A 21,848-nucleotide genomic window follows, 5' to 3' on the forward strand; every position below is an offset into this window, starting at 1 on the left:
ACTGAACCGGCGCTCTGCGTAACCGGTGCTCCGCGAGGCTGATCGGGTCGAGGAGCGGCTACGGTGGCCGGCCCCGCGCCACCGAGGCGGCCGCATGGACGAGCGGCCGTACGGCGCCGACGCCGACTATGACGCCCCGCGCATGGTCAGCGCGGTCCGCGCCAGCCCGCGCAGCCAGGCGTGGGCGAGGTCGGTGTCGTAGCGCTGATGCCACGACAGATAGACCGGTGCGAGAGGTAGTTCGAGCGGCAGGGGGAGCACGGCCAGGCCGAGGTCCGCGACCGTGGATCGCGTGGTGGCTTCGGGGACGCTGATCAGGAGATCGGAACCGCGCGCGAACTCCAGCGCGGCCGCTTCCGTGGGCGCGGTCGCCACCACCCGGCGGGTGAGGCCGAGCCGCTCGAGGGCGTCATCCAGGGCATTGCCGAGGTTTCCCCGCCGCGAAACGGTGACGTGCTCGGCGGCGGCGTACTGCCGGGCGGTGACGGTCCTGCCGCAGGTGAGGGGATGCCCCTGCCGCACGACGATCACGAGGGGGGACTCGCCCACCTTCTCGGCGCGGATGTCCGGTGCGCTCGGCCGGTTGGCGTTCGCCTCCAGGTCCACCTCACCGCGCCGCAACTCCGGGGTGTCCGTGCTCGACTCCGCGACGAAGCGCAACCGCGCGCCCGGCGCCTCCGCACGTACGGCCGCGAGCAGTGCGGGGCCGCTCAAGGCGACCAGGGAATCGTGCCAGCGGAGAGTGAAAGTGCGCTCCAGTGTCGCCAGATCGAGTTCACGGCTCGGCGCCAACACTCCCTGGACCTGGTGGAGCAGCTCGTGCACCTGCTCCCGGACGGAGATCGCGTACGGCGTCGGGGTCATCGTGCGGCCGGTGCGCACCAGGATCTGATCTCCCGTGGTACGCCGGATGCGGCCCAGGCTCCGACTCATCGCGGGGGCGGTGACATGGAGGCGTGCGGCCGCCCCGGCCACACTGCCTTCCTCCAGCAGCGCGTCGAGCGCGGCCAGCAGGTTCAAATCCAATTGCATGCGAGTAATCCTAGCCGTGCTTTACATGCATTTGCGGTTAATCAAGGGGCTGGATACCGTCGAGACCAGAGCGCAGAACAGCGCCCACCGCACGACCCGAACGACCTCATCACCCCCTGCTCACAAAGGAGTTCACCATGCCCGAAACACTTCGGACCGCAAACATCACCGCCACCGACGCCGACCTGCTGGACCAGACGGCGATCGCCGTGCGCACGGCCGGATCGGCGCTGCGCGAGCGCTTCGGGGAGGTGGTCAGCCACCAGAGTCGCGAGGAGTTGATGCGCGCGCTCGCCGCCAATGACGACACGGCCCTCGCCATCCTGCACCCCCGCCTCACGCACCTGCGCCCGGACGCCGGGTGGGTGGAGGACGAGCTGGACGGCGGGGCGCTGCCGCCCGGCGAATGGTGGGTTGTGGACCCGGCCGAAGGCAACGTCAACCACCTGCACGGCCTGCCGGAGTGGGCGGTGACCGCCACCCTCGTGCGCGACAACCAGCCGGTGCTCACCGCGGTCCACCTGCCGTTGACCGGCGAGACCTACACCGCGCTCACTGGCGCGGGCGCCTACTTGGACGGCCGGCCGCTGCGCGTCTCCCGGACCGCGGACCTCGCCCTGAGCATCGTGGCCACCAGCCAGGCCCGGCCCGACGAGGACGACGACGTCGTACGGCGTGTCGGCTCCTCGATCACCGCGATGCTCTTCGACGCACTCGTCGTCCGCACCTCCGTGCCCGCTACCCTGCACCTGCTGAACGTGGCCGCCGGCCGGATCGACGCCTTCTGGCAGTTCGCCGGTGCCCGCGCGGACCTGCTGCCCGGGGCGCTGCTCGTCACCGAGGCCGGCGGACAGATCTCCGACGCCGAGGGCCGCCCCTGGACCCCGCGCAGCGACAGCTTCCTGGCGGCCGCGCCCGGCGTCCATGCCGGGGCCGTCGCCACCCTCTCCCGCTGACCGCACCATGACCGCACGTTCGAAGGGACCAGACCGCCATGCGCACGATCGCAGTTCTCGGAAAGGGCCGCGTCGGCGGCAACCTCGCCGCAGCCCTCACCCGGGCAGGGCACGAGGTTGCAGTGGCGGACCGTACGCAGGGCGCCGCCGCCGACGCCACCCGCACGGCCCAGATCGTCATCAACGCAACCCCCGGCGCCGGCTCGCTGGACCGGCTCACCGCCCTGCGCGAGGAACTGCGCGGCAAGATCCTCGTCGACGTCTCCAACGCCACCCTCGACGGACCGGACGGACTGCCCGCAGACCTGCTCTACCCCGGCTCGAGTCTCGCCGAGCAACTTCAGGAAGCGCTCCCCGGAACACGCGTCGTCAAGACACTCAACACCATGCTCTTTCCGGTGATGACCGCACCGGCCACACTGACCCGGTCGCCCGACGCCTTCCTTTCCGGCGAGGACCCCCGGGCCAAGCAGGCCGTCCGCGAACTCCTCGTGAGCCTCGGCTGGCGCACGGAGTGGATCACCGATCTCGGCGGCATCCGGACCGCCCGCGCCACGGAGGCCGCGATCCTGTTCGTACCGCACGTGATCCGAGCCGGCGGATTCGCGCCTTTCGCGATCTCGATCGCCCGCTGATCCGCACGCAGGGCACCGCCCTCCAACCGCCGGGCCGGTCATGTGAGTTGTCGCCGCGACGAATTCCGGGCGACAGCCTTCCGTCCCAACCCCGTGCCACCGTGCCGAGTTCCTGCGGGAGCGAGGGACTCCCCGGCACCCGGCGCCGCGCCGCCCGGCGTTCACCGGGGCACGCGGTCCTGCGGTCGCCGCGACAGCCGGCGGCCTCGGGCGATGCCCCGGCCAAGCCCGCATGCATCCCGCTCCGTGGGCACAATGTCAGGAAAACACCAGTGCCCTCGGTCTCCGTACCGTCGCGATCAACGCGCTCACGGACGCAGGGACAGTGGTCGGCTGTCTTGATCGACGGCCCGGCCGGGTTTCACGCCTGGAACTCGGTGAGATCGATGGCGTGAACGCGCAGCGGGTAGCCGTACACCGGGTGTGCCGTCTCCCGCTCGGGGACCATGCCGAGCTTGCGGATGACGTTCTCGGAGGCGTTGTCACCCACCCGGTTGATGCTGATGACGCGGTCCAGGCCGCGGTCCTGGAGAGCGAACTCCAGCGTGGCGTGGGCGGCTTCGGAGGCGTACCCCTGGCCCCAGAACTGTGACCCGATCCGCCAGCTGATCGCCACAGCGGGCATCACCTCCGGCAGGAACTCGGGCACGGACAGTCCCGTGAAGCCGATCAGCTCGCCCGAGGCCAGCAGCTCGACGGCGAAGAGTCCGAAACCCTCCTCGTCCCACTCCTCCTCCCATCGCTCAATGTCCTCGGCCGTGTGGTCCAGGTCGCGCACCGAGCCGTCGTCGATCCAGCGCATGACCCGGAGGTCCGCGTTGATGTCCGCCATCGGCGCGAGGTCGTCGTCGTGCCAGCTACGGAGGAGGAGACGGGGTGTGCGGATCTCGGTCATGCGCCCATCCTGCCCAAGGCAAGCGCCCCACCGGTAATCCGGCGCTCACCCGCGCTGCCGCTTACACCCTCGACACGTTCAGCAAGCACACCCGGGGCAAGGAGATGCCAAGCTGACCACCGGCAAGGACGCACCGCCACACCCGCAGCCCAGACCGCCGTCACCCTCGCCGGCACCAAGACCCCCGCCCGCCCGCCGGCCACCGCACCGCCGCCCCCGGCCACGCCCCGCCGGCCGGTCACACCGACCGCGCAGCTCGGCCACACCGGCTCTCTGAACTCAGGAGGCGAGGCGCTCCCCGTGGCCGACTTCGTCACCCACGCCGGTGCGATGGTCCTGATCTGTCACCTTGCGTCGCCACTGCGGCCCGCACCCGCTGCTCCTCGCGAGCAGAGCCGACGTCCCGTTCCAGGGGGGTGCGGCTCACGGCTGTCGAGAGGTTGTCCAGGGCCCGTTTCTGCAGTTCCGCTTCGCGCCGCAGGACCGGGCTCCCGTTGCCGGCCGCGGCGTCCTCCCACGCGCGGAGCGCCTCCTCAACGCGTCCCCAGTCCGGATTCCTGTGCTCGCGCACGGCGACTGCTGCCTTCGCGGTGTCCGTCTCCAGGGCCTCGGCGAATCGTTCCGCTCCGGGGACGAAACGGCTGTCGGCCCGCGGGACGTGGCTCTCCATGAGCATCGCTGCCCGGCCGAACCCCTTGAGCGCCTCCTGCGCCTCCTGCGCCTCGCGCGACGTCAGACCCCTGGGGCGGACCGGTTCCTGCCTTGCCCGGTCGTATGCCTCCTGCCAGGCGGCACGTGCCTCCCTGCTCTCCAGCAGTGCCCTGCGCATGCCGGCGTGATGCTCCCGAGTCGGTTTGGCGTAGTTGCGGAGCACTGCGGCCGCGTAGCGGCCGTTGGCGGCGAGCCAGTCCGCAAGCCGACTCGGCAGTCGGGGTGTCTCCCATGCGGGGAACACCACGTACGCCAGCATTGCCAGGGCCCCGCCGAGCAGGGTGAGTACCACCCGCTCCGGGACCGTCTGCTCCCATGCCTGGCCGCCCATGCCGAGCAGGAAGACGACGTACGCGGCGGTGAAGCACTGGGAGTAGGCGTAGCCGGTACGGTTGAGCGTGTACGACAGGCCCGCCGAGACCACCGCCAGCGCGCCGGACACGTGGGCATCCGTGCCCAGGGCCCGCACCGTGCCGGTGGCGAGTGCGACCCCCGCCAGGGTCCCGGCGAAACGCGCCACTGCACGCGCGTACGTCCGGTGAAAGTCCGGCCGCATCACCATCACCGAGGCGATGGGCGCCCAGTAGCCGTGGCCCAGGGGTAGCCGGGCGGCGATCAGATAGCCGAGCGTGGCCACCGCCGCCAGGCGGACAGCGTGCCGGAACACGGGCGAGTCCCGGCGGAGCTCACGGCGGACCGCCCGGACGACGACCGGGACCAGCCGGAGCAGCGTCGGGCGCACCAGGAACTGGGCGTCGGCGGGGCCGGGCGGCGTGGCCGTCCTCCCGTGCGCGCAGCCGCTCCCGGCGATCTCCAACGCCTCGCCGAGCAGTTCCACGAGCCGCTCGGCGGCTTGCCGCGCGGGGCCCTCCAGCACCTCGTGTTCCTGGTCGACGCGCAGGACGTCCATGCTCTCGGGCCGTACCTCGGCGGGCGTGCCGCGTCGGATCGAACGAGCGGCCGCATCCAGGACGTCGGCGGCCGCGTCGAGCAACTCTCGCGCGCGGTCCCGCCCGGGTCCCTCCGCCGGGGCGCCCACGTCCGGGTCGGCGAGCGCCGCGACCACCGGCCGAATGCGCTCGGCGAGTCCCCGAGGGCCGTGCAGGACGGGGGGACGGGTGCGGGCCTGGGACGGCGTCACCGCAGCCGCGTCCCGGGCCGTCATCAACGGCTCCGGGTCGAACGGGGCGGTCGGGTCGTGCCGCAACCGGCGGGCGTAGTCCGCAACGGCGGCCAGGGCGTCGGCGAGCGCGTCACGATGCGCCCCCCAACGCCGGATCGGGAACAGCAAGATCAGCACGGCCTGCGTCACGCCCCCGAGTGCGATGACCCCGGCGTGCTCCAGTGCTCGCCCGACGCTCGTGGGCAAGGTGATGGTCACCAGCATGCTGCCCACGGTCGTCGCCGCGACGATCCCGGCGGTCGATCCGACGGCCCACGCCATTCCCGCGGCGAAGGCCCAAACGGCCAGCAGCGGCAGGAACGTCACGAGTCGCCCCGCCGCCAGGTAGCCCACGAAGGTGCTGAGCGCCAGACCCGCGCCCGCGCCGAGCGCGACCACCTTGCGCGGACGCCAGCTGCGCTGGAAGGTGGCTCCACCCGCGGAGTAGGCGCCGAGGGCGGCGGACGCGGCATACGCGGGGGAGATGAGCCACAGCGTCGGTCCGATGACGATCGCCACCCCAGCGGCCGTGCGCAGCGCGAGCAGGGGCTCCAGCCGCGTCTCCTCGATGGTGAGCGCGGATCGTACGACCTCCCCGAAGGTCCGCAGCCACGTCACGGGTGTCCGCCTGGCCGGACCGCTCTGCCGGGTTGCGTCGGCCTGGTTGAGGTGCGGCTACCGTCGGGCAAGGCAGGCTCCCACACGGCCCGCTCGCTGGCCGGCGGCCGCAGCCGTTGGAAGGGGGCTGCCATTGCGGACGCTGCTGAACGTCCACCGTCTGTCGTCCAGGCCTGAGCGCGGGCCCTCGTTGTTGGTTCAGGTCCGGCTGGAGTGCGGCGACTGCTCCAGCTCCGTCAGGGGACGGGTGGATTGCCACCCGTCCCCCAGACCGGACCAGGGGAAACAAGGGGCACGGCGGCCCCGGGTTTCTTACCGCTTGTGGCCGTTGCCGTGTCCGTCGGGATGCAGGACGACCTTGGTCCAGCCGTCGTCACGGGCGTCGAAGTGCTCGTAGGCGGTGGGGGCCTGGTCCAGGCTGAGTTCGTGGGAGACGACGAAGCTCGGCTTCGCCTTTCCGCCGGCGATCAGATCCCGCAGCGCCCGGTTGTACCTCTTCACCGGCGCCTGCCCGGTCCCCATGCGCTGGCCCTTGAACCACATCATGCCGAAGTCGATCGGGACCTTGCCCTGAGCCTCCAGCTCGCCCTGGGCCTCCGCGCCGCCGGGGTCCTGGGGCAGGAACACGCCCACCACACCGATATCGCCCGTGAACCGGACCGAGTCGATCAGACCGTTGAGCGTCAGGCTGGCGTCCTCGTGTCCCTGGGGATCGTGCGCCTGGTAGCCGACGCATTCGCAGCCGTTGTCGGCGCCCAGACCGAGGGTGGCCTCCTTGACGACCTCCGCCGGGTTCTGCTCGGCGGTGTTGATCGGGATGGCGCCGATCTCCTCCGCCTTGCGCAGCCGGTCGGGCTGGTGGTCGGCCGTCCAGACGCGCCCGGCGCCCTTGAGGAGGGCCGAGTAGGTCGCCATCAGCCCGACGGGACCGGCCCCGAAGACGATCGTCTGGTCACCCGGCTTGACGTGCGCCATCTCGGTGGCGTGATAGCCGGTCGGGAAGATGTCGGCGAGCATCACGTAGTCGGTCTGCCGCTCGGCGGCGTCCTCGCCCAGACGCAGCGCGTTGAAGTCGCCGTAGGGCACGCGCAGCAGCTCCGCCTGGCCGCCCTGGTAGGGGCCCATGTCGGCGAATCCGTAGGCGGCTCCCGCGAGGGCCGGCTCCGGCTGCATGGTCAGGCAGTAGTTGGTCAGACCCTGCTCGCACTGCTTGCAGAAACCACAGGCGATGTTGAAGGGCAGCACCACGTACTCGCCGACCTGGACCTTGCGGACGGCCGAGCCGACCTCCACCACCTGGCCCAGGTTCTCGTGTCCCAGGGTGCGGCCGGACTCGAACGAGGTGCGGCCCTCGTACATGTGCAGGTCCGAGCCGCAGATGTTGGTGGTGGTGATCCTCACGATGATGTCGCAGGGGTGTTCGATCTTCGCGTCCGGTACGTCCTTCACGGTGACCGTTCGCGGTCCTTCGTATACCGCTGCTTTCATGATGTCTTCTCTCGGTGCCACGGCGTGAGCGCGGCACGGCGCTGATGAGACGGCGCAACGAGCCTGTCTCTCGGAAGGTTGCGATGGCGGGGTCCGTGGCTCCGGCGCACTGCTGCGGGCCGTTCACCCGGATCAGGTGCAACGGTGCTTCCGCCGCCGACCTGCTCGGCGGAACTTCGGCACTCCGGCGGCGTGCGGTGCGGGTCCCCGTCGGCATGCCACCCGAAACGACCCTCAGCGATCGATCAGCGCGGAGCCTCCGGACCCGGACGACGCCCGAACGACGGCACATCCCCCACCGAGGTCATCAGCTAGTCGCCGCGGTCGTCCTGCAGCATGGTGCGACGCTCCTGTTCGCGCTTGGAATAGGCGGCCGCCCGGATCGCCTCGTCGCTCTCCAGGCCCGATCCCAGCGCGCCGCCCACCGTGGCGACGGAGGCGACGAACCAAGACAGCGTCCAGTACTCCGTGGCGTGCAGCGGGGCTCGTGTCGTGGAAGCGAACAGCCGGTCGTTGAGGATGAAGAGCGCCCACAGCAGGTTGATGACCACCAAACCCACGTAGCAGACGATCACCCCGATACCCAGGGTCACGACCGTCGAGGCGTTGTAGAGAGTCGCCCTCTTCCTCGCCTCCGGCGAAACCTCATCCGCTCGATGCCATAGGTTCGCGTCCACGATCAGCCAGCCGATCATGAGCACGACCGAGCCGACCGTGGCGATCACCAGGCGTGGGGTGCTCAGGGAGGTGGCCAGGTTCCAGATGGTGGAGTTCACGGTGGCGACCGCTCCCGTGGCGAGCGCGGCCGCCAACGCCTTGGACAGACCCGGCACCAACCGCCACGGCCGGTTGGCGCGGACCATACCGAGGAGCACCCTCAGGTAACCGCGCGGCCCACTGACGACGTATCGCATATCGGCGATCTCGTCCTCACCGACCTGGCCCGGATGGATGGGCGCGAGACGACGGATGAACGGCCCCTGCAGCGGCTGACTTCCCGCAGGCGGCCCCTCAGACCCAGTGGTCTTCGGGCCCGCCAAGCTGAGCACGGCTTCTTCCACGGCCTGCTGGGCCCTGGTCTGTAGCCGGAAGCCCCCCAGCGTGGGAAGGGACAGCAGTGCAATGCCGTGTTCGTGACTCAGATCCACCACGAGCTTGCGCCCGTGCGAGTGCAGCGGCAGGTCGGTGAGGGCCACGACGACGTCCCAGTTCCCCTCACTTCCGCGGTCCATGATCCGGCGCGTCAATGTGGACAGGTCCTCGGTTCCTGCGGTGAAGGGCTCAGTGACCACCTCGACGTCGAACCGTCGTCCCTGGTCCGACCTGTCGGTGAGCCGATCAGGAAGTTTCCGGGCCATGCGCTGCGCGATCTCCGTGGGCGCGTCCGGATCCGCCAGAAGAGCCACGACCGTAACGTCCTGAGACGACACCCGTATGACTCCCTCTCGTCGGCTACCCCGCGATCGCGAGTGCCCACAGGATGCCCCCGATGTGACGCCGACGCTGCGAGACACGCTGGCCCCTGCCAGCAGGTGAAGGGGTGCGCCACCGCGAACACCAGTTCCGCGCCAACCCGGGCGCCACCCGGGTTCGGGCAGGACGATCACCTCCTGCCGGGCGGGATCTCTCCCGGCCAAGACCGGCCGACCGGGGGAAATGGGGCGGGTGAAGGAGGTGAGTGAGTGGCTCCTGCCGGTTACCCGGGTGCCTCAGGATTTCCGGCCGATGGGGGAGAAGGGGCCATGACTCACAGTACGAGCGCCCGGGACGTCGTGGAGGCCATCAAGGATGTCGACTTCCCCGCGGGCAAGGACGAGCTGATTGAAGCGGCGAGCCGGTCGGGCGCCGCGCCGGATGTCGTCAAGGCGCTGCGTGGCATCCCGGCCGAGCAGTACGCCAACCGCGAGGAGGTGGCTCGGTCGGTCCGCGTGGACCCCGACTCCGACCTCGGGCTGAGCCCGGCACAGCGAGCCGAGCAGGCCCGGGAGGGCGGCAGGCCGGGACAGTCCCAGCATCTGCGCGAGGTGCCGAAACCACCGATCGAGGAGGAGCTGGACAGCTGACGGTCGCGCCCCTCAGCGGGCGTGCCGCGTCGCCGCCCGGTCGGCGTCGCCGCCGGCGCCGGGCGGCCCGGCCGGAGCGAGCTCCTCCGGCGCCCGCTCGCCGTAGCTGTGCAGCCCCGCGACGGTTTGACCGCAGGGGTGGCGGAAGGTGTTGACGGATGGAAAACGGTGCCTGCCTCGCGCCCCTGTTCCGAGGCGCCTGGCAGCCGGCCACACACCCCCTCGCTGTTCACCGGTCCTTCATCAGCGCACGCCCACTGAGATGGTCACAAAAGCGCTGCTGGAGTACTGAGAACTCTCGGACCTGAGACCACATCAGCCGCCGTGGCTTCAAGCCGCACTTCATGACAGCGGCCCACCCACCATGCCGTGCCGACGCGGAGGCTCGCGCGGTGACACGGTGACACGCCGCACTCAGGGCAAGCCGGGAAGTGATCGTCCTGTCCGCTGACTGGCGTCAACGAGATGGCCCGGGAGAAGGAACCGGCGAAACCGCCACCCGCTGGGGCGGGCGCGCCGCGGAATGGGCGTTTACCGTCGAGCGCGGAAGGCAAGGCATCCTCGGAATTCCCGTCATCATCCCCCCGCTCGTCATACCGCGGCCGAGTGGGAGGCCGCCCGTGGCAGCATCTTCGGCACCGTGTGCACCTTCTAGGCGCACCGCAGCAACCACGATCCGGCGGCGCCGCGTCCCGCCGGGCCTCCGCGTCCGGGGGCCCGTCTGCGCGCTCGCCTGCGCACTCCCGTCCGCCGCGCCGGGTCGACCTTCGTGCTCCGCACCCGTCGGAGCCAGAAAGAGAATCCATGGTGCTGCCTGCCCTGCTAACAGCCGCCGACCCGCCACAACTCCTCCCCGCGCGTGAGCAGATGGCGTTCACACTGGGCTTCCACATCATCCTGGTGCCCTTCGGCCTCGCATTCACCTTCATGATGTTGGTCTGCCACTACCGGGCGCTGCGCCGCGGCGATCAGCAGGCGTTGGTCCTGGCGCAGCGATGGTCCAAGGTGGCCGCCGTGCTGTTCGCGGTGGGGGCCGTGTCCGGCACCGTGCTGACGTTCGAGCTGGGGCTGCTCTGGCCTGGGCTCATGGGCAAGTACGGGCCGGCTTTCGGGTTCCCGTTCGCTGTCGAAGGTCTCTTCTTCTTCCTCGAAGCAATCTTCGTGGCCATCTACATCTACGGTTGGAAGAGGCTGCCCCCGTGGCCGCACTTCTTTACCGGCGTCGTGGTCACTCTGGCGGGCGTCGGCGGAACGGCCTCCGTCATTGCGGCCAACAGTTGGATGAACCAGCCCGCGGGAATCGCGGTGCGGAACGGGCGTGTGGTGGGCGTGATCCCGTCCCAGGTCTTCTTCAACGGCGCGTTCTGGTGGGAGATGGTGCACATGCTCCTCGCGGCGTACATCGTCGCGGGGTTCATGGTCGCGGGCGTGTACGCGTGGGGCATGCTCAAGGGGCGCCGGGACCACTACCAGCGGCTGGGGTTCGCCGTGCCGTTCACGGTCGCCGCGATCGCCATGCCGCTGCAGTTCCTCGTCGGGGACACGATCGCCCGCCAGGTCTACGAAAGGGAGCCGGCGAAGTTCTCCGCCATCGAACTCGTACCGACCACCGGTGATCACGTCCCGGAGACCGTCGGCGGCATCTTCGTCGACGGCAAGGTGCGCTACGGCATCCAGCTTCCCGACGTGGCCTCGATCCTCGCTGGTTTCACCCCGTCCACCACGATCAAGGGCTTCGATGCGATTCCCGCAGCGGTACGCCCCACGGACTCGGTCGTCAGCATCGTGCATCTCGCCTTCGACGTCATGGTGGCAACCGCATCGCTGCTGCTCCTGCTGGCACTCTGGTTCGCCTGGCTGTGGTGGCGACGGCGCGAGGTGTCGACCAACCGCTGGTTCCTGCGAAGCTCCGCGGTCTCCGGACTGGTCGCGCTCGTCTCCCTGGAGAGCGGCTGGGTGGTGACCGAGGTCGGCCGCCAGCCCTGGACTGTCGTGGGACTGCTGCTGACGAAGAACGCCGTCGCCACGCAGGGGAACCTGTGGCCCCTGTTCGCCACGGTCCTCGTGATCTACGCGTGCGTCGCCGTCGGCGCCCTGTACGTCCTGCGCACCTTGCGCCGCCGCTGGTCGGAGGAGGGCGCGGAGGCCGCCGTGGTCCCGTACGGCCCCCGGCCGGCGCCGGCCACGAACGGACGCCCCCTCCGAGGAGATGACGCATGAGCGATGTCATCGCCGTGGTCCTGTTCATCGGGGTGATCGCCTACGCCCTCTTCGGCGGCGCCGACTACGGGGCCGGCTTCTGGGATCTGACAGCCGGCGGCGCCGCGCGTGGACGTCCCGCACGGGAGCTGATCAACGTCTCCATCAGCTCGGTGTGGGAGGCCAACCACACATGGCTGATCTTCTGCTTCGTCACGATCTGGACAGCCTTCCCCCAGGCGTTCACCGCCATGACCACCACTCTGTACATCCCCCTGGGCCTGGCGGCGCTGGGGATCGTGGCCAGGGGCTCGGGCTTCGCCTTCCGGCACGCGCTGGCCCGAGGGCGGGGAGAATGGATCAGCGGCGTCGCCTTCGCCTGTTCGTCGGTGCTGACCCCGTTCTTCTTCGGCACCGTCGCGGGCGGGATCGCCTCCGGTCGCGTCCCCTCGGCCGGGCACGGCGACCCGCTGTCCAGCTGGCTCAATCCGACATCCGTTCTCGGCGGCGCTCTCGCGGTCACCGTCTGCGCCTACCTCGCCGCCGTGTTCCTCACCGGACAGGCCCAGCGCCGAGCGGACACCCTCCTGGAGGGGGCGTTCAGCCACCGGGCCTTCGGGGCGGGCATCATTGCGGGACTGGTGGCGCTCGTGGGCGTGTTCGTACTGCGTGCCGACTCCCCGCGCCTGTTCCACCAGCTGAGCACGGTGGGTGCACCGCTCCTGGTCGTCTCAGGTCTGTGCGGCCTGGCCGCGCTGCTCCTGCTGCGCAGGGGCAGCCCTCCTGTCGTGCGCACCCTGGCGGCCATCGCGATCACCACCGTCGTCGGGGGATGGGGAGTGGCTCAGTACCCGTACCTCCTGGGCACCCACCTGACCATCCACCAGGCGGCAGCTCCGACGGCCACCTTGTGGGTGCTGATCGCGGTGTCCTTTGTCGCGGTCATCCTGATCGTCCCCTCGCTCCTTCTGCTGTACAGCCTGCAACTGCGACGCAAGCTCGGCTGACGAGGAACTGCCGCCACCGGAACGCCGCGCGCGGCGTCGTCCCGGGGTCACCCTCCGTCGCGGAGGCGGTGAGGTGGTGCGACAGGATCCGTCTCGACCTGCACGGTCACCACCGTCCCCCGAGACGGCGCACATCGTCACCGCCGATGCCGACCCGGTGCATCATGGAGCCGCTGGATGCGCCCTTCCCCGACGATCCCGCCGGACACGCCATGGCATCGCCGGCGCAGCGGCTCAGCCGACTGTGGTGGCCAGTGCCTTCTCGGCTTGGCGGACGCGCCACTCCTCGATTTTTTCCTGCTGTCGCCGGGCTCGTTCGAGCAGCGTGTCGAGCCGGGCAGGGTCCAGGCGCTCGTCGGCGGCGCTGAGGCGGCGGAGGACCTGCCACCCGGCCGCCTTTCCCTCGACCCCCAGCCGTAGGGCCTCCAGATCCAGCATGGTGCCGAGCGGGGACGGGCGTAGCAGGTGGCCGTTGGGCTTCAGCCGTCCCAGCTTCTCGCCCGCCCAGCCCGCGCACACCTTGTAGCGGCGGACGGAAACGCTGAGATCCCCCATGATGTCCAGCAGTGCTGCCCGGTCCTGGGCGATCTCGGCTGCTACGGGCTCGATCGCGCGGCCGAGCGCGGACCCACGGGCGGCGCGTGCCAGGCGGGTGGCGCGTTCGGTCCCGGCCGTGGCGCCGGCGAGGTGGTCGTTGAGATAGATGCCGAGCAGCCTCATGTCGACACCTGGTCCCGTTCGGCGGCTCTGGGTCGCGGTGGAATGCGGAAGGGCGTTCATCTGCGGCCTCCGTCTTCGAAGTGTGCGTCGACATCGGTCCGGCGTCCCTCGGCCGGAGTTTCCGCGTGGCCCGCACCCAACCCTCGGACTGCGCACCATTTACGCCGGCATTCCGTTCACCGTTTCGGGCAATGCATGCGCGGTACCTGTGACACGTTGCAGGATTGGAGACGCCATGGACAGCGACGAGTTCATCCGGCTGGTCAGCCGGCGGGCCCACGTGCCCGAGGAGCAGGCTGGAGAGCTGACCCGGGCCACGATGCTGACGCTGGGCGAGCGCATCACCGGCGGCGAGGCCAGGCACTTGGCCGGCGTCCTGCCCGCCGAGATCGCCCCGCCGCTGATCCCACCGGAGGATGTCGCCGAGAAATTCGGCGTTGACGAGTTCGTCCGGCGAGTGAGTGAGCGTGTAGACGTCAGTGAGACCGTGGCGCGCCGGGGCGTTGCTGCGGTTTTCATGACTCTGGGAGAGGCCGTTCCCGGTGCCGAGTTCCAGGATGTGATGGCGCAACTGCCGAACGAGTTCCAGAACATCTAGCTCGCACACCCCCACGCCCCCCGGAGCGCCCGACGGTTCTGGACCGTTGCCCCGCACCGCCGGGCTCCTCGGCTCAATGATCGCCGCTCTCGTTGCTCTCGGTGATCCCATGTGGCGGGGTTTGGTGGCCTCCGCCTTGCGGACGGTGACCGTGAGCCCAACCAGCGGGGCTGACCACGCGGCAGGGGCCGCACCGGGTGGCTACGGGGGGCTGCTGGCGTTGCGCACGGAGAGTCTCGAGCACTCCCCAGGGTGACGAATCGGGTGGCTCCACGCCTACGTCTGGCGAGTAAGGAATGCACTGGTTCCGCTCGCCCCAGGAGCACGGGAGAAGCAATCCATATATTTCGGGTTTGCCGGCCCGGGAGCGGGTACGCGACACGCCGCTCGGCTCCTGAAGGCCTCGAGGGACGGAGTGATCCATGGTCGGCAGTCGGGCGCACAGCCTGTACCACCACAGCGCCGGGCGCCACCCCGTGGTCGCACGCAGAGGGCCCCGTCGGCCCGCTCGCCCCCCGGCCGACCATGCCCTCCACGAACTGATCGCGCTCTCCCGCACCCTGTTCGGCACTCCGGACGAAGTCGAGATTCTCCGCCTGGCCATGGATCACATAGCCGCCGCAGGACCCTACAGCGCGGAGGCCGGATACCTGAAGGTGGGCGGCGACCTGGTCCCCAGCCCGAGGAACGGGCAGATGCATGCCTTGGCCGTGAGCCGGAGGGTGCGGGAGCTGGCCGGGCAGGACGGTAACGTGACCGTACCCGGCAGGCCCTGGGGCCGGGCCCTGGGGCTACGCGGACCTGGGGGACTTTACGGCTACCTTGTCGTGACCTCCCGCTCCCGGCCCACCAAGGCCGAGCGATCTCTGCTGGCCACGTTCGTCCGGCACACCGCTGCCGCACTGTCAGTCGCCTTCGCAGAACGCCGCCGACGCGAGGACGCGCTGGAGCTGCGCCGACTGAGGGACGACCGCACAGCCCTCCAGCTGCAGCTGATCTCCGTGGTGGCTGAGCTGGGCTACGAGCGAGCCGTTCACGCTCTCATGGCCGACGTCGCTGCCTCGGGTGGCGGCGAGGAAGCTGTCACCCGCGCACTCCACCGAATCACTGGACTTCCCGCGCTGGTCGAGGACCGCTTCGGTCGGCTGAGGACTTGGACCGGCCCCGGCCGCCCCGACCCCTATCCCGAACCGGACCCCTTCCGTCAGGACGAAATGCTGCACGCCGTCGCGAGAGAGGCCGGGCCGGTGCGGATAAAGGACCGGCTGATCACCCTCGTCCGCCCGCACGGTGACATCCTGGGCGTGCTGGCGCTGGTCGATACCCGGGACGAGACCGACGAGCACACCGTACTCGCGCTCGGACACGCCGCCACGTCGCTCGCCTTGGAGCTGGCGCACCTGCGCAATCTGGCCGAAGTGGAGCTGAGGCTGCACCGTGAGCTGGCCGACGACCTTTTGGCGGGGACGGACGACGCGAGCGCCTACGCCCGGGCCGAGGCAATCGGACACGACCTGCACCGCAGCCACTACATCGCCGTGGTGCAGTGGTCGAACCGGGCTGCGGACAAATCCTTCACGCAGACCGTGGGTCGGGCGGCCTCTGCGGTGGGCATGCGCTCGCTGCTGACCCGCCGCTCCGACCACGTCGTCCTCATCGCCGACGACAGGCCGCATGCCCGCGCGTTGTACGAGGCGCTCGCCCGCGAGACCGGGACACGGTCCGGGACGATCGGGGTGAGCGGCCCTTGCGACTCCGTGGACGACATCCCCCACCGCTACCAGGAGGCGCTACGCGCCCTGGAAGCGCGCCACCATTCCCGCGAGCGCTACGGCACGTCGTTCTTCGACGAGCTCGGCCTCTATCGCATCCTGGGACCCGGCAGCGGTCGCCGGGAACTGGAGACGTTCGTCCAGGAGTGGCTCGGGCAGCTCATCGACTACGACTCCCGGCACCACGCGACCATGGTGGAGACCCTGTCCCAGTACTTCGACTTCGGCGGCAACTACGACGAGACGGCAGAATCCCTCGGCATCCACCGCAGCACGCTGCGCTATCGGCTTCAGCGTATCCGCGACATCAGCGGCAACGACCTCGCGAACGTGGAAGACCGGCTGAACCTCCAGGTGGCTACCCGAGTGTGGAAGATCATGCTGGGCGGGCCCGGCTGACGCCGGGGTCCGTCGCAACACAGCAGCGAAGGAGGACGACGCATGGATGAGCAGGAATTCGTACGTACCGTCGCCGAGCGCACCGGGTTGAGCCGGCAGGAGGCGGCGGACCTGACCCGGGCCACGCTCGAGACGCTGGCCCACAGGCTGAGCGCCGGGGAGGCCAGGGACCTGATCACCGAGCTCCCCGAGGGCCTCGCGGAGGCGGTGCGCCGGGGAGCCACGGACCGCATCGAGCGCTTCGGGCACCAGGACGGCGTGCGGCGCGTGGCCGAACGCACCATGCTCAAGGAGGAGGAAGCCGACCGGGGTGTAAGGACCGTACTGACCGTGCTCCGGGAGGCGATCAGCGAGAAGGAGTTCAACGACCTGATGTCGCAGCTCGGAACGGACTTCTCGCAGGCCATCGAATCCGCCGGGTGACCCCGGGCCCACCCGCGCGATCGCCATGTGGTCATGACGGCAGGCGTGACCGAGACGTCCTCCGGCAGAGCCGCGTGTTGTCCTGCGGCGTCTCCGACCGCGGTCCGCCGTCGGAGACGCCCGGACGTCACAGGCGGATGGCGTGCAGGTCCACCAGGTCGAGCAGCGCTCCCAGGGCCGAGGTGGGCCGCCGGGTCGACGACGTGCCGAGATGCATGCTCCAGCGGAGCGCGGTGCCGCGCACGTCCAGGACGTGCAGGCCGGGGGTGCGGGCCACGGCGAACTCGGGCAGGAAGGCGATGCCCAGTCCGTGCCGGACAAGTGCCGCCCCCATGTCGATGTCGGGCACTTCCAGTGCCACCCGGCGTACGACGCCCGCTGCCGCGAACGCCCGGTCGACCACCTCGCGGTTGCCGTAGCCCGGCGGGAAGTCCACGAAAGGCTCCCCCGCGAGGTCCGCGAGTGCCACCCTTTCCCGCTGCGCGAGCGGATGGCCGGCGCTGACCACCAGGACGAGCGGCACAGTGGTCAGCTCCCGTGCGTCGATCCCGGCAGGCTTGCGTTCGGGCAGCGACAGGAAGGCCACGTCAAGGTCCCCGCTGAGCAGCGCGTGCGCCAGTCCCGCCGAGCCGGTCGTCGCCAGCCGCAGCCGGACGTCGATCGCGGGATGCCGTGCGTGCAGCTGCCCCAGGAGCGCGGGCAGGTCCACCACCTCGACCGAGGCCATGGCGCCCACGTTCACCGTGCCGCGCAGCGTGTCCTGTGCGGCGCGCACGGCGTCCTGGGCCGCCTGGGCGGCGTGCAGGGTGGCCCGGGCCTCCGGCAGCAGCGCCGCGCCCGCCCCAGTGAGCCGGACCTGCTGCGACGTGCGCTCGAACAGCGCGCAGCCGAGCTCGCGCTCCAGGGAGCGGATCGCGGCGGACACCCCCGACTGCACCACATGCAGCCGACGGGCGGCACGCGTGAAACTCAGCTCCTCGGCGACCGCGATGAAGTGCTCCAACTGACGTAGCTCCACACCACAAGTATCACTCGCATTGCTGGAGACGAGCAAAAACATTCGTTGGCGCTGATTCTGGCTGGTGAGGAGGATGGAGGAACGCCATCCGCTTCCGCTCGAGGAGGGGTACTCCTGCCTGCCGTACCGACGCCGTTGAGCCGTCCCACAGCCGACGCTCCCGACAACCCGACCCACCGAATCCAAGCGCCCGCTCCCGACGGCCTGCCGCCGCGCGCCCCCGCCCGGCGCCGTGCCACGCACACGACCGGTTTCTGGTTCGTGGCGGTGGCCTTCACCGTGCTGATGGCCTTCGGCACCGCGCCTACCCCTCTGTGGCCGCTGTACGAGGCCCGGGACCACTTCGGCGCCACCACGGTCACGGTGGCGTACGCCTCGATGGTCGTGGGCGCAGCGGCCGCCTTCCTAGGACTGGGACACCTGTCGGACCGGCTCGGCCGGCGGCGCATCATCGTCCCGGCGCTGCTCGTCGGTATCGTCGCGTCGGTCGTACTGATGGTGTGGCGGGACCTGCCGGGGCTGATAGCGGGCAGAATCCTGAACGGTGCCGGACTGGGGCTCATGGCCTCGACCGCGACGACGTACCTGCACGACCTCCACCACGAGGCCCGTCCGGACCGGACGGGTTCGGTGCTGCCCGGCATCGTGGCCACCGCCGCCAACCTCGGCGGCTTGGCCTCAGGGCCCCTGGTCGCCGGAGCCGCCGCCGAATGGCTTCCCACCCCCCTGGTCACCGCCCAGGCGATCTTCACGCTCGCCATGGCAGTGTGCCTGGCGCTGGTGCTGTGCACCCCGGAGACCGTGGACCGGGAGCTGCCCGCGGCCGAACCGCCCACCCGGTTCGTCCTGCGCCCCGGCGCCCGGCGGGCCTTCGGCGCGGCCGGCGCGCTGGGTGCCTTCGCCTTCGCGATCCTTGGCCTGATCTCCTCCCTCGGGGCGAGCGTGCTCCACGGCACCCTGCACACCGACTCTCCCCTCATGGTCGGCCTGGCGGCCTTCCTCATGTTCGGTTCCGCGGCGGCCGCCCAGCTGGTGCTGGGACGCCTCCCGCTGCCTCGGGTCCTGACGGTGGGGGCAGTGGTCTTTCCGGTCGGCCTGGTCCTGTGCGCCGTCGCCCTCTACCACCCCGCGCTCTGGCTCTACCTGGTCGCCGTGTCTCTCTCGGGAGCCGGCTCCGGGCTGCTGTTCAAGGGAGGAGTCGAACGTGCCGGTTCAGTGGCCGAGCCCGCCTCACGCGCGGGGGTCCTCGCCGTGTTCTTCGTCGTCGCGTACCTCGGAATGGGCCTGCCCTCCGTCCTGTTCAGCATCGCCCTGCGGCACTTCGCCGTGCAGACCGCGATGATCGGCTTCGCGACGGTCCTCTCCTGCGGCGCCGTTGTGTCGGTGACCGTCGCGTTGCGCGATCGCCCACCGGGTCCCGGCGAGCTCTCGGCGCAGTCCGCTCGCCCCTCCTGACCTCCGTGTGGCGGATGCGGCACGGCTGTCTGGGAGGCGCGGACCTGGGCACTCGGTGCGGGTGCGCGTGACACGCATCCGCGGCGGACGGGAGGCCCGGGATGTCTGCGGAATCGGCCAGAACGATTGCGCTCCCCTCCGGTGAGGAGATCGCGGCGCTCGGGCAGGGCACCTGGTACCTGGGCGAGGACCCGGCCCGGCGTGAACAGGAGATCGCCGCGCTGCGGCTGGGCGTGGACCTGGGCATGACCGTCGTCGACACGGCTGAGATGTACGGCGACGGCGCAGCCGAGGAGCTTGTCGGGGAAGCCCTCGGGGGACACCGGGAAGAGGTCTTCCTCGTCAGCAAGGTGCTGCCCGGCCACGCCGACCGGAAGGGCACCGTCGCCGCCTGCGAGCGCAGCCTGCGGCGGCTCCGTACGGAACGGCTGGATCTGTACCTGCTGCACTGGCGGGGACGGTGGCCGCTCGAGGAGACCCTTGCGGGATTCACCGACCTGATGGAGGAGGGGAAGATCCGTTCCTGGGGCGTGAGCAATCTGGACGTCGCCGACATGGTCGAGCTGACCGCTCTCCCCGGTGGGGACGGCGCGGCCGTCGACCAGGTGCTGTACAACCTCTCCCGGCGCGGCATCGAGTGGGATCTGCTTCCCTGGTGCCGCGAGGCCGGGGTGACGGTCATGGCCTACTCTCCCATCGAGCAGGCCCGACTCGTGAAGGTCGAGGCACTGGGTGCCGTGGCCCGGGCCCTCGGAGCAACGCCGGCCCAGGTGGCACTCGCCTGGGTGCTGGAGCAGGGGATGGCCGCGATCCCGCGTTCCGGATCGCCCGGCCACGTTCGGGAGAACCGCGGCGCGGTGGACCTCCACCTTCCCACCGAGGCGCTCGACGCCCTCGACGAGGCGTTCCCGCCGCCCGGCGGGCCCACGCCCCTGGAGATGCTCTGAAGGAGTTGACAGGATGGCGCGCCCACTCGTCGTCGGAATGGGAGGTTCGTTGCGTACCCCGTCGACCAGCCTCACCGCACTGTGTGTTGCGGTCGAGGGGGCGGCCGCTGCGGGCGCCGACACCCAGGTGATCGACCTCAAGCGGCTGAATGTCCCGTTCTACACGTCCGAGCACGGGATCCCTCCGTCCGCCCGCCGGCTTGCGGACACCGTTCAGGCCGCCGACGCCCTGCTGTGGAGCAGCCCGACCTACCACGGGTCGGTCAGCGGCGCGTTCAAGAACGCGGTGGACTGGCTCGCCCTCCTGGCCGACAACGACCCGCCCTACCTCAGCAACAAACCTGTGGGGATGCTGACAACCGCCGGTGGAGTGCAGGGCCTGCAGGCGATCAACGCGATGGAGTTCATCGTGCGGTCGCTGCGCGGCTGGGCCGTGCCGCTGGTGTTCGCAGTCCCGCGGTCCTCCCGGGCCTTCGACGGCGACGGACGTCTCACCGACCAGGCGGTCGCGGATCAATTGCGCGGCCTCGGCGCGGAGGTGACCAGCGCGGCCCTGCAGTTCCGGGCGGAGGGCACGTGCGACTACGCGCAGGAGCGGCCGGCCGGGGCCGTCCGGGACTGAGTACACAGGGGGTGCGGGGTCGTGCTTGCTCAGGGTCCGGTTCGCTCCACGGGCCGCCGGTGCTCGCCGCGCGCGCCCAAATGCCCGGGCGGGAAGTGCGGAAGCACGTGTTCGGCCAGTTCGTCGATCACTTCGGCGACCGGACGTCGGCTGTGCTTGAAATTGATCATCAGCTGGTCGATGCCGATGTCCTGCCAGGCCCGCATCATCGCCAGGAACGACACCCGGCCCACCGAAAAGCCCTGGTGGATGCGCCGGGGCAGGGTCAGCGGGTCCTCGGTCAGGTCCAGATAGGTGGCCTGTGCGTACGGCTTGAACCCACCGCCGTCGCCTTCGGTCAGCTCTCGCCACCGCTGGATGTTCTCGGCCTGCTGCTGGAGCGGCGGGGTGTAGTACAGCCAGCCGTCCGTGTTGTCGGCGATCCACCGGACGTCCTGCCTGCCGCGTCCCGTCATCAGTACGGGGATCCGCCGGTACACCGGCTTGGGCAGCAGATCGGTGCCGCGCATCCGGCCGAGCGGCGATTCCACGTGCGGGAAACGGTGCTCGAGGACGACACGGAAGTACTCCAGCGACCGCCGGAACCTCTCGGCCCGGTCGCCCAGGTCCTGACCGACGGCCGGGAACTCCACGGGTCGGTCACCGGTGGCCACCCCGAGCAGGAGCCGGCCGCCTGACAGCTGGTCCACCGAGGCGGCCGCCTTCGCGGTGTGCAGTGGATGCCGCAGCGGCATGACGATGCTGGCGGTCCCCAGTGTGATCGAGGTGGTGCGGGCACTGAGCTGCCCCAGGTACACCCACGGGTCGAAGACCTGCCCGGCGTCCCCGAAGCTCGGGTCCAACAGCGGCACGTCGCGAACCCACACCGACGCGAAGCCGGCCCGCTCGGCCTGCTGGATCCGCTCGATGTGCCCGGCCAGGGACGGCACGGGCCCGTCGAATCCCTCCAGGGGCGTAATGGCGCCCACGGTCATCCTGCCGCCGGGATACGCCCTGGCCATAGCTGCGTGCTCGGAGAACGGCCGCTGCGTCGCGCCTTCGACGTCCACGGGTGCGTTGGCTGAGGGAACTGTCGGTTCTGTCATGCGAACCTCCGGTGAATCGGCCGTGTCCGGGTCCTTGTCCCGC

The 21,848-nt window shown here is 70.4% G+C and carries 19 protein-coding genes; 11 read left to right on the plus strand and 8 right to left on the minus strand.

The genetic code is table 11. The annotated features are described in order from the left end of the window. Positions 1–126: 126 nt before the first annotated feature. Positions 127–1,032 (minus strand): LysR family transcriptional regulator, encoded by a 906-nt coding sequence (locus tag ACFYU0_RS06765; protein WP_389298314.1) that lies wholly within the window; start codon positions 1,030–1,032, stop codon positions 127–129. 137 nt (positions 1,033–1,169) lie between these two features. Between ACFYU0_RS06765 and ACFYU0_RS06770 the strand changes: the two genes are divergently transcribed. Together ACFYU0_RS06770 and ACFYU0_RS06775 are read left to right on the plus strand one after the other, a co-directional pair. Continuing rightward, positions 1,170–1,988, plus strand: coding sequence for an inositol monophosphatase family protein (locus ACFYU0_RS06770; protein ID WP_389298315.1), 819 nt, complete (start codon positions 1,170–1,172; stop codon positions 1,986–1,988). A gap of 38 nt (positions 1,989–2,026) precedes the next feature. Further along, positions 2,027–2,623 carry an NADPH-dependent F420 reductase gene (locus ACFYU0_RS06775; RefSeq protein WP_389298317.1) on the plus strand — a complete coding sequence of 199 codons (597 nt, stop codon included), beginning with the start codon at positions 2,027–2,029 and terminating at the stop codon, positions 2,621–2,623. A gap of 361 nt (positions 2,624–2,984) precedes the next feature. Here ACFYU0_RS06775 and ACFYU0_RS06780 read toward each other — a convergent pair whose 3' ends face one another. From ACFYU0_RS06780 to ACFYU0_RS06795, 4 genes are all read right to left on the minus strand, one after another. Next, a complete protein-coding gene (locus ACFYU0_RS06780) occupies positions 2,985–3,518 on the minus strand; it encodes a GNAT family N-acetyltransferase (RefSeq protein WP_351669383.1) in 534 nt (177 codons plus the stop codon). 313 nt (positions 3,519–3,831) lie between these two features. After that, a complete protein-coding gene (locus ACFYU0_RS06785; protein WP_389298321.1) occupies positions 3,832–6,009 on the minus strand; it encodes an FUSC family protein in 2,178 nt (725 codons plus the stop codon). A 312-nt stretch (positions 6,010–6,321) separates the two neighbouring features. Further along, complete coding sequence (locus ACFYU0_RS06790; RefSeq protein ID WP_389297924.1) at positions 6,322–7,497, minus strand: glutathione-independent formaldehyde dehydrogenase; 1,176 nt, start codon at positions 7,495–7,497, stop codon at positions 6,322–6,324. 311 nt (positions 7,498–7,808) lie between these two features. Next, the gene (locus ACFYU0_RS06795) at positions 7,809–8,903 is read right to left on the minus strand and encodes a hypothetical protein (RefSeq protein WP_389298323.1); all 1,095 of its coding nucleotides are present in this window, start codon (positions 8,901–8,903) and stop codon (positions 7,809–7,811) included. Between the two features lie 336 nt (positions 8,904–9,239). Here ACFYU0_RS06795 and ACFYU0_RS06800 point away from each other — a divergent pair, with 336 nt between their 5' ends. The 3 genes from ACFYU0_RS06800 (at position 9,240) to ACFYU0_RS06810 (ending at position 12,766) form a co-directional block, all read left to right on the plus strand. Then, positions 9,240–9,560, plus strand: coding sequence for a DUF2795 domain-containing protein (locus ACFYU0_RS06800; protein WP_389298325.1), 321 nt, complete (start codon positions 9,240–9,242; stop codon positions 9,558–9,560). A gap of 804 nt (positions 9,561–10,364) precedes the next feature. After that, complete coding sequence (locus ACFYU0_RS06805; protein ID WP_389298327.1) at positions 10,365–11,780, plus strand: cytochrome ubiquinol oxidase subunit I; 1,416 nt, start codon at positions 10,365–10,367, stop codon at positions 11,778–11,780. Continuing rightward, entirely contained in the window at positions 11,777–12,766 is a 990-nt protein-coding gene (locus ACFYU0_RS06810; protein WP_389298328.1) for a cytochrome d ubiquinol oxidase subunit II, read from the plus strand. Before ACFYU0_RS06805 ends, ACFYU0_RS06810 begins: the two co-directional genes overlap by 4 nt. Before the next feature lie 234 nt (positions 12,767–13,000). On the opposite strand, the gene ACFYU0_RS06815 is transcribed toward ACFYU0_RS06810, so the two are convergent. Further along, positions 13,001–13,546, minus strand: coding sequence for a hypothetical protein (locus tag ACFYU0_RS06815; protein WP_389298330.1), 546 nt, complete (start codon positions 13,544–13,546; stop codon positions 13,001–13,003). A gap of 175 nt (positions 13,547–13,721) precedes the next feature. Between ACFYU0_RS06815 and ACFYU0_RS06820 the strand changes: the two genes are divergently transcribed. The 3 genes from ACFYU0_RS06820 (at position 13,722) to ACFYU0_RS06830 (ending at position 16,678) form a co-directional block, all read left to right on the plus strand. Further along, entirely contained in the window at positions 13,722–14,084 is a 363-nt protein-coding gene (locus tag ACFYU0_RS06820; protein WP_389298331.1) for a DUF2267 domain-containing protein, read from the plus strand. Between the two features lie 422 nt (positions 14,085–14,506). Then, entirely contained in the window at positions 14,507–16,255 is a 1,749-nt protein-coding gene (locus ACFYU0_RS06825; RefSeq protein WP_389298332.1) for a PucR family transcriptional regulator, read from the plus strand. Between the two features lie 42 nt (positions 16,256–16,297). Further along, positions 16,298–16,678 (plus strand): DUF2267 domain-containing protein, encoded by a 381-nt coding sequence (locus ACFYU0_RS06830; RefSeq protein WP_389298333.1) that lies wholly within the window; start codon positions 16,298–16,300, stop codon positions 16,676–16,678. Between the two features lie 127 nt (positions 16,679–16,805). Here ACFYU0_RS06830 and ACFYU0_RS06835 read toward each other — a convergent pair whose 3' ends face one another. Beyond that, positions 16,806–17,696, minus strand: a complete 891-nt coding sequence (locus ACFYU0_RS06835; protein WP_389298334.1) for a LysR family transcriptional regulator — start codon at positions 17,694–17,696, stop codon at positions 16,806–16,808. A 135-nt stretch (positions 17,697–17,831) separates the two neighbouring features. Between ACFYU0_RS06835 and ACFYU0_RS06840 the strand changes: the two genes are divergently transcribed. The 3 genes from ACFYU0_RS06840 to ACFYU0_RS06850 all read left to right on the plus strand — a co-directional run bounded on the left by ACFYU0_RS06840 (position 17,832) and on the right by ACFYU0_RS06850 (position 20,720). Beyond that, on the plus strand, positions 17,832–19,151 hold the full coding sequence (locus tag ACFYU0_RS06840; protein WP_389298336.1) for an MFS transporter: 1,320 nt from the start codon (positions 17,832–17,834) through the stop codon (positions 19,149–19,151). Between the two features lie 101 nt (positions 19,152–19,252). Then, positions 19,253–20,098, plus strand: a complete 846-nt coding sequence (locus ACFYU0_RS06845; RefSeq protein WP_389298338.1) for an aldo/keto reductase — start codon at positions 19,253–19,255, stop codon at positions 20,096–20,098. A gap of 37 nt (positions 20,099–20,135) precedes the next feature. Then, positions 20,136–20,720, plus strand: a complete 585-nt coding sequence (locus ACFYU0_RS06850; RefSeq protein ID WP_389298916.1) for an NADPH-dependent FMN reductase — start codon at positions 20,136–20,138, stop codon at positions 20,718–20,720. A gap of 29 nt (positions 20,721–20,749) precedes the next feature. Here the strand turns inward: ACFYU0_RS06850 and ACFYU0_RS06855 are convergent, their stop codons facing one another. After that, entirely contained in the window at positions 20,750–21,721 is a 972-nt protein-coding gene (locus ACFYU0_RS06855; RefSeq protein ID WP_389298339.1) for an LLM class oxidoreductase, read from the minus strand. Between the last annotated feature and the right edge of the window lie 127 nt (positions 21,722–21,848).

This window comes from Streptomyces sp. NPDC003720 (assembly GCF_042875075.1).
Taxonomy (GTDB): domain Bacteria; phylum Actinomycetota; class Actinomycetes; order Streptomycetales; family Streptomycetaceae; genus Streptomyces.

Coding starts and splice junctions, on each gene's coding strand:
- ACFYU0_RS06765 (WP_389298314.1), bottom strand. CDS start 1,032: ATGCAATTGGATTTGAACCTGCTGGCCGCGCTCGACGCGCTGCTGGAG.
- ACFYU0_RS06770 (WP_389298315.1), top strand. CDS start 1,170: ATGCCCGAAACACTTCGGACCGCAAACATCACCGCCACCGACGCCGAC.
- ACFYU0_RS06775 (WP_389298317.1), top strand. CDS start 2,027: ATGCGCACGATCGCAGTTCTCGGAAAGGGCCGCGTCGGCGGCAACCTC.
- ACFYU0_RS06780 (WP_351669383.1), bottom strand. CDS start 3,518: ATGACCGAGATCCGCACACCCCGTCTCCTCCTCCGTAGCTGGCACGAC.
- ACFYU0_RS06790 (WP_389297924.1), bottom strand. CDS start 7,497: ATGAAAGCAGCGGTATACGAAGGACCGCGAACGGTCACCGTGAAGGAC.
- ACFYU0_RS06800 (WP_389298325.1), top strand. CDS start 9,240: ATGACTCACAGTACGAGCGCCCGGGACGTCGTGGAGGCCATCAAGGAT.
- ACFYU0_RS06805 (WP_389298327.1), top strand. CDS start 10,365: ATGGTGCTGCCTGCCCTGCTAACAGCCGCCGACCCGCCACAACTCCTC.
- ACFYU0_RS06810 (WP_389298328.1), top strand. CDS start 11,777: ATGAGCGATGTCATCGCCGTGGTCCTGTTCATCGGGGTGATCGCCTAC.
- ACFYU0_RS06815 (WP_389298330.1), bottom strand. CDS start 13,546: ATGAACGCCCTTCCGCATTCCACCGCGACCCAGAGCCGCCGAACGGGA.
- ACFYU0_RS06820 (WP_389298331.1), top strand. CDS start 13,722: ATGGACAGCGACGAGTTCATCCGGCTGGTCAGCCGGCGGGCCCACGTG.
- ACFYU0_RS06825 (WP_389298332.1), top strand. CDS start 14,507: ATGGTCGGCAGTCGGGCGCACAGCCTGTACCACCACAGCGCCGGGCGC.
- ACFYU0_RS06830 (WP_389298333.1), top strand. CDS start 16,298: ATGGATGAGCAGGAATTCGTACGTACCGTCGCCGAGCGCACCGGGTTG.
- ACFYU0_RS06845 (WP_389298338.1), top strand. CDS start 19,253: ATGTCTGCGGAATCGGCCAGAACGATTGCGCTCCCCTCCGGTGAGGAG.
- ACFYU0_RS06850 (WP_389298916.1), top strand. CDS start 20,136: ATGGGAGGTTCGTTGCGTACCCCGTCGACCAGCCTCACCGCACTGTGT.
- ACFYU0_RS06855 (WP_389298339.1), bottom strand. CDS start 21,721: ATGGCCAGGGCGTATCCCGGCGGCAGGATGACCGTGGGCGCCATTACG.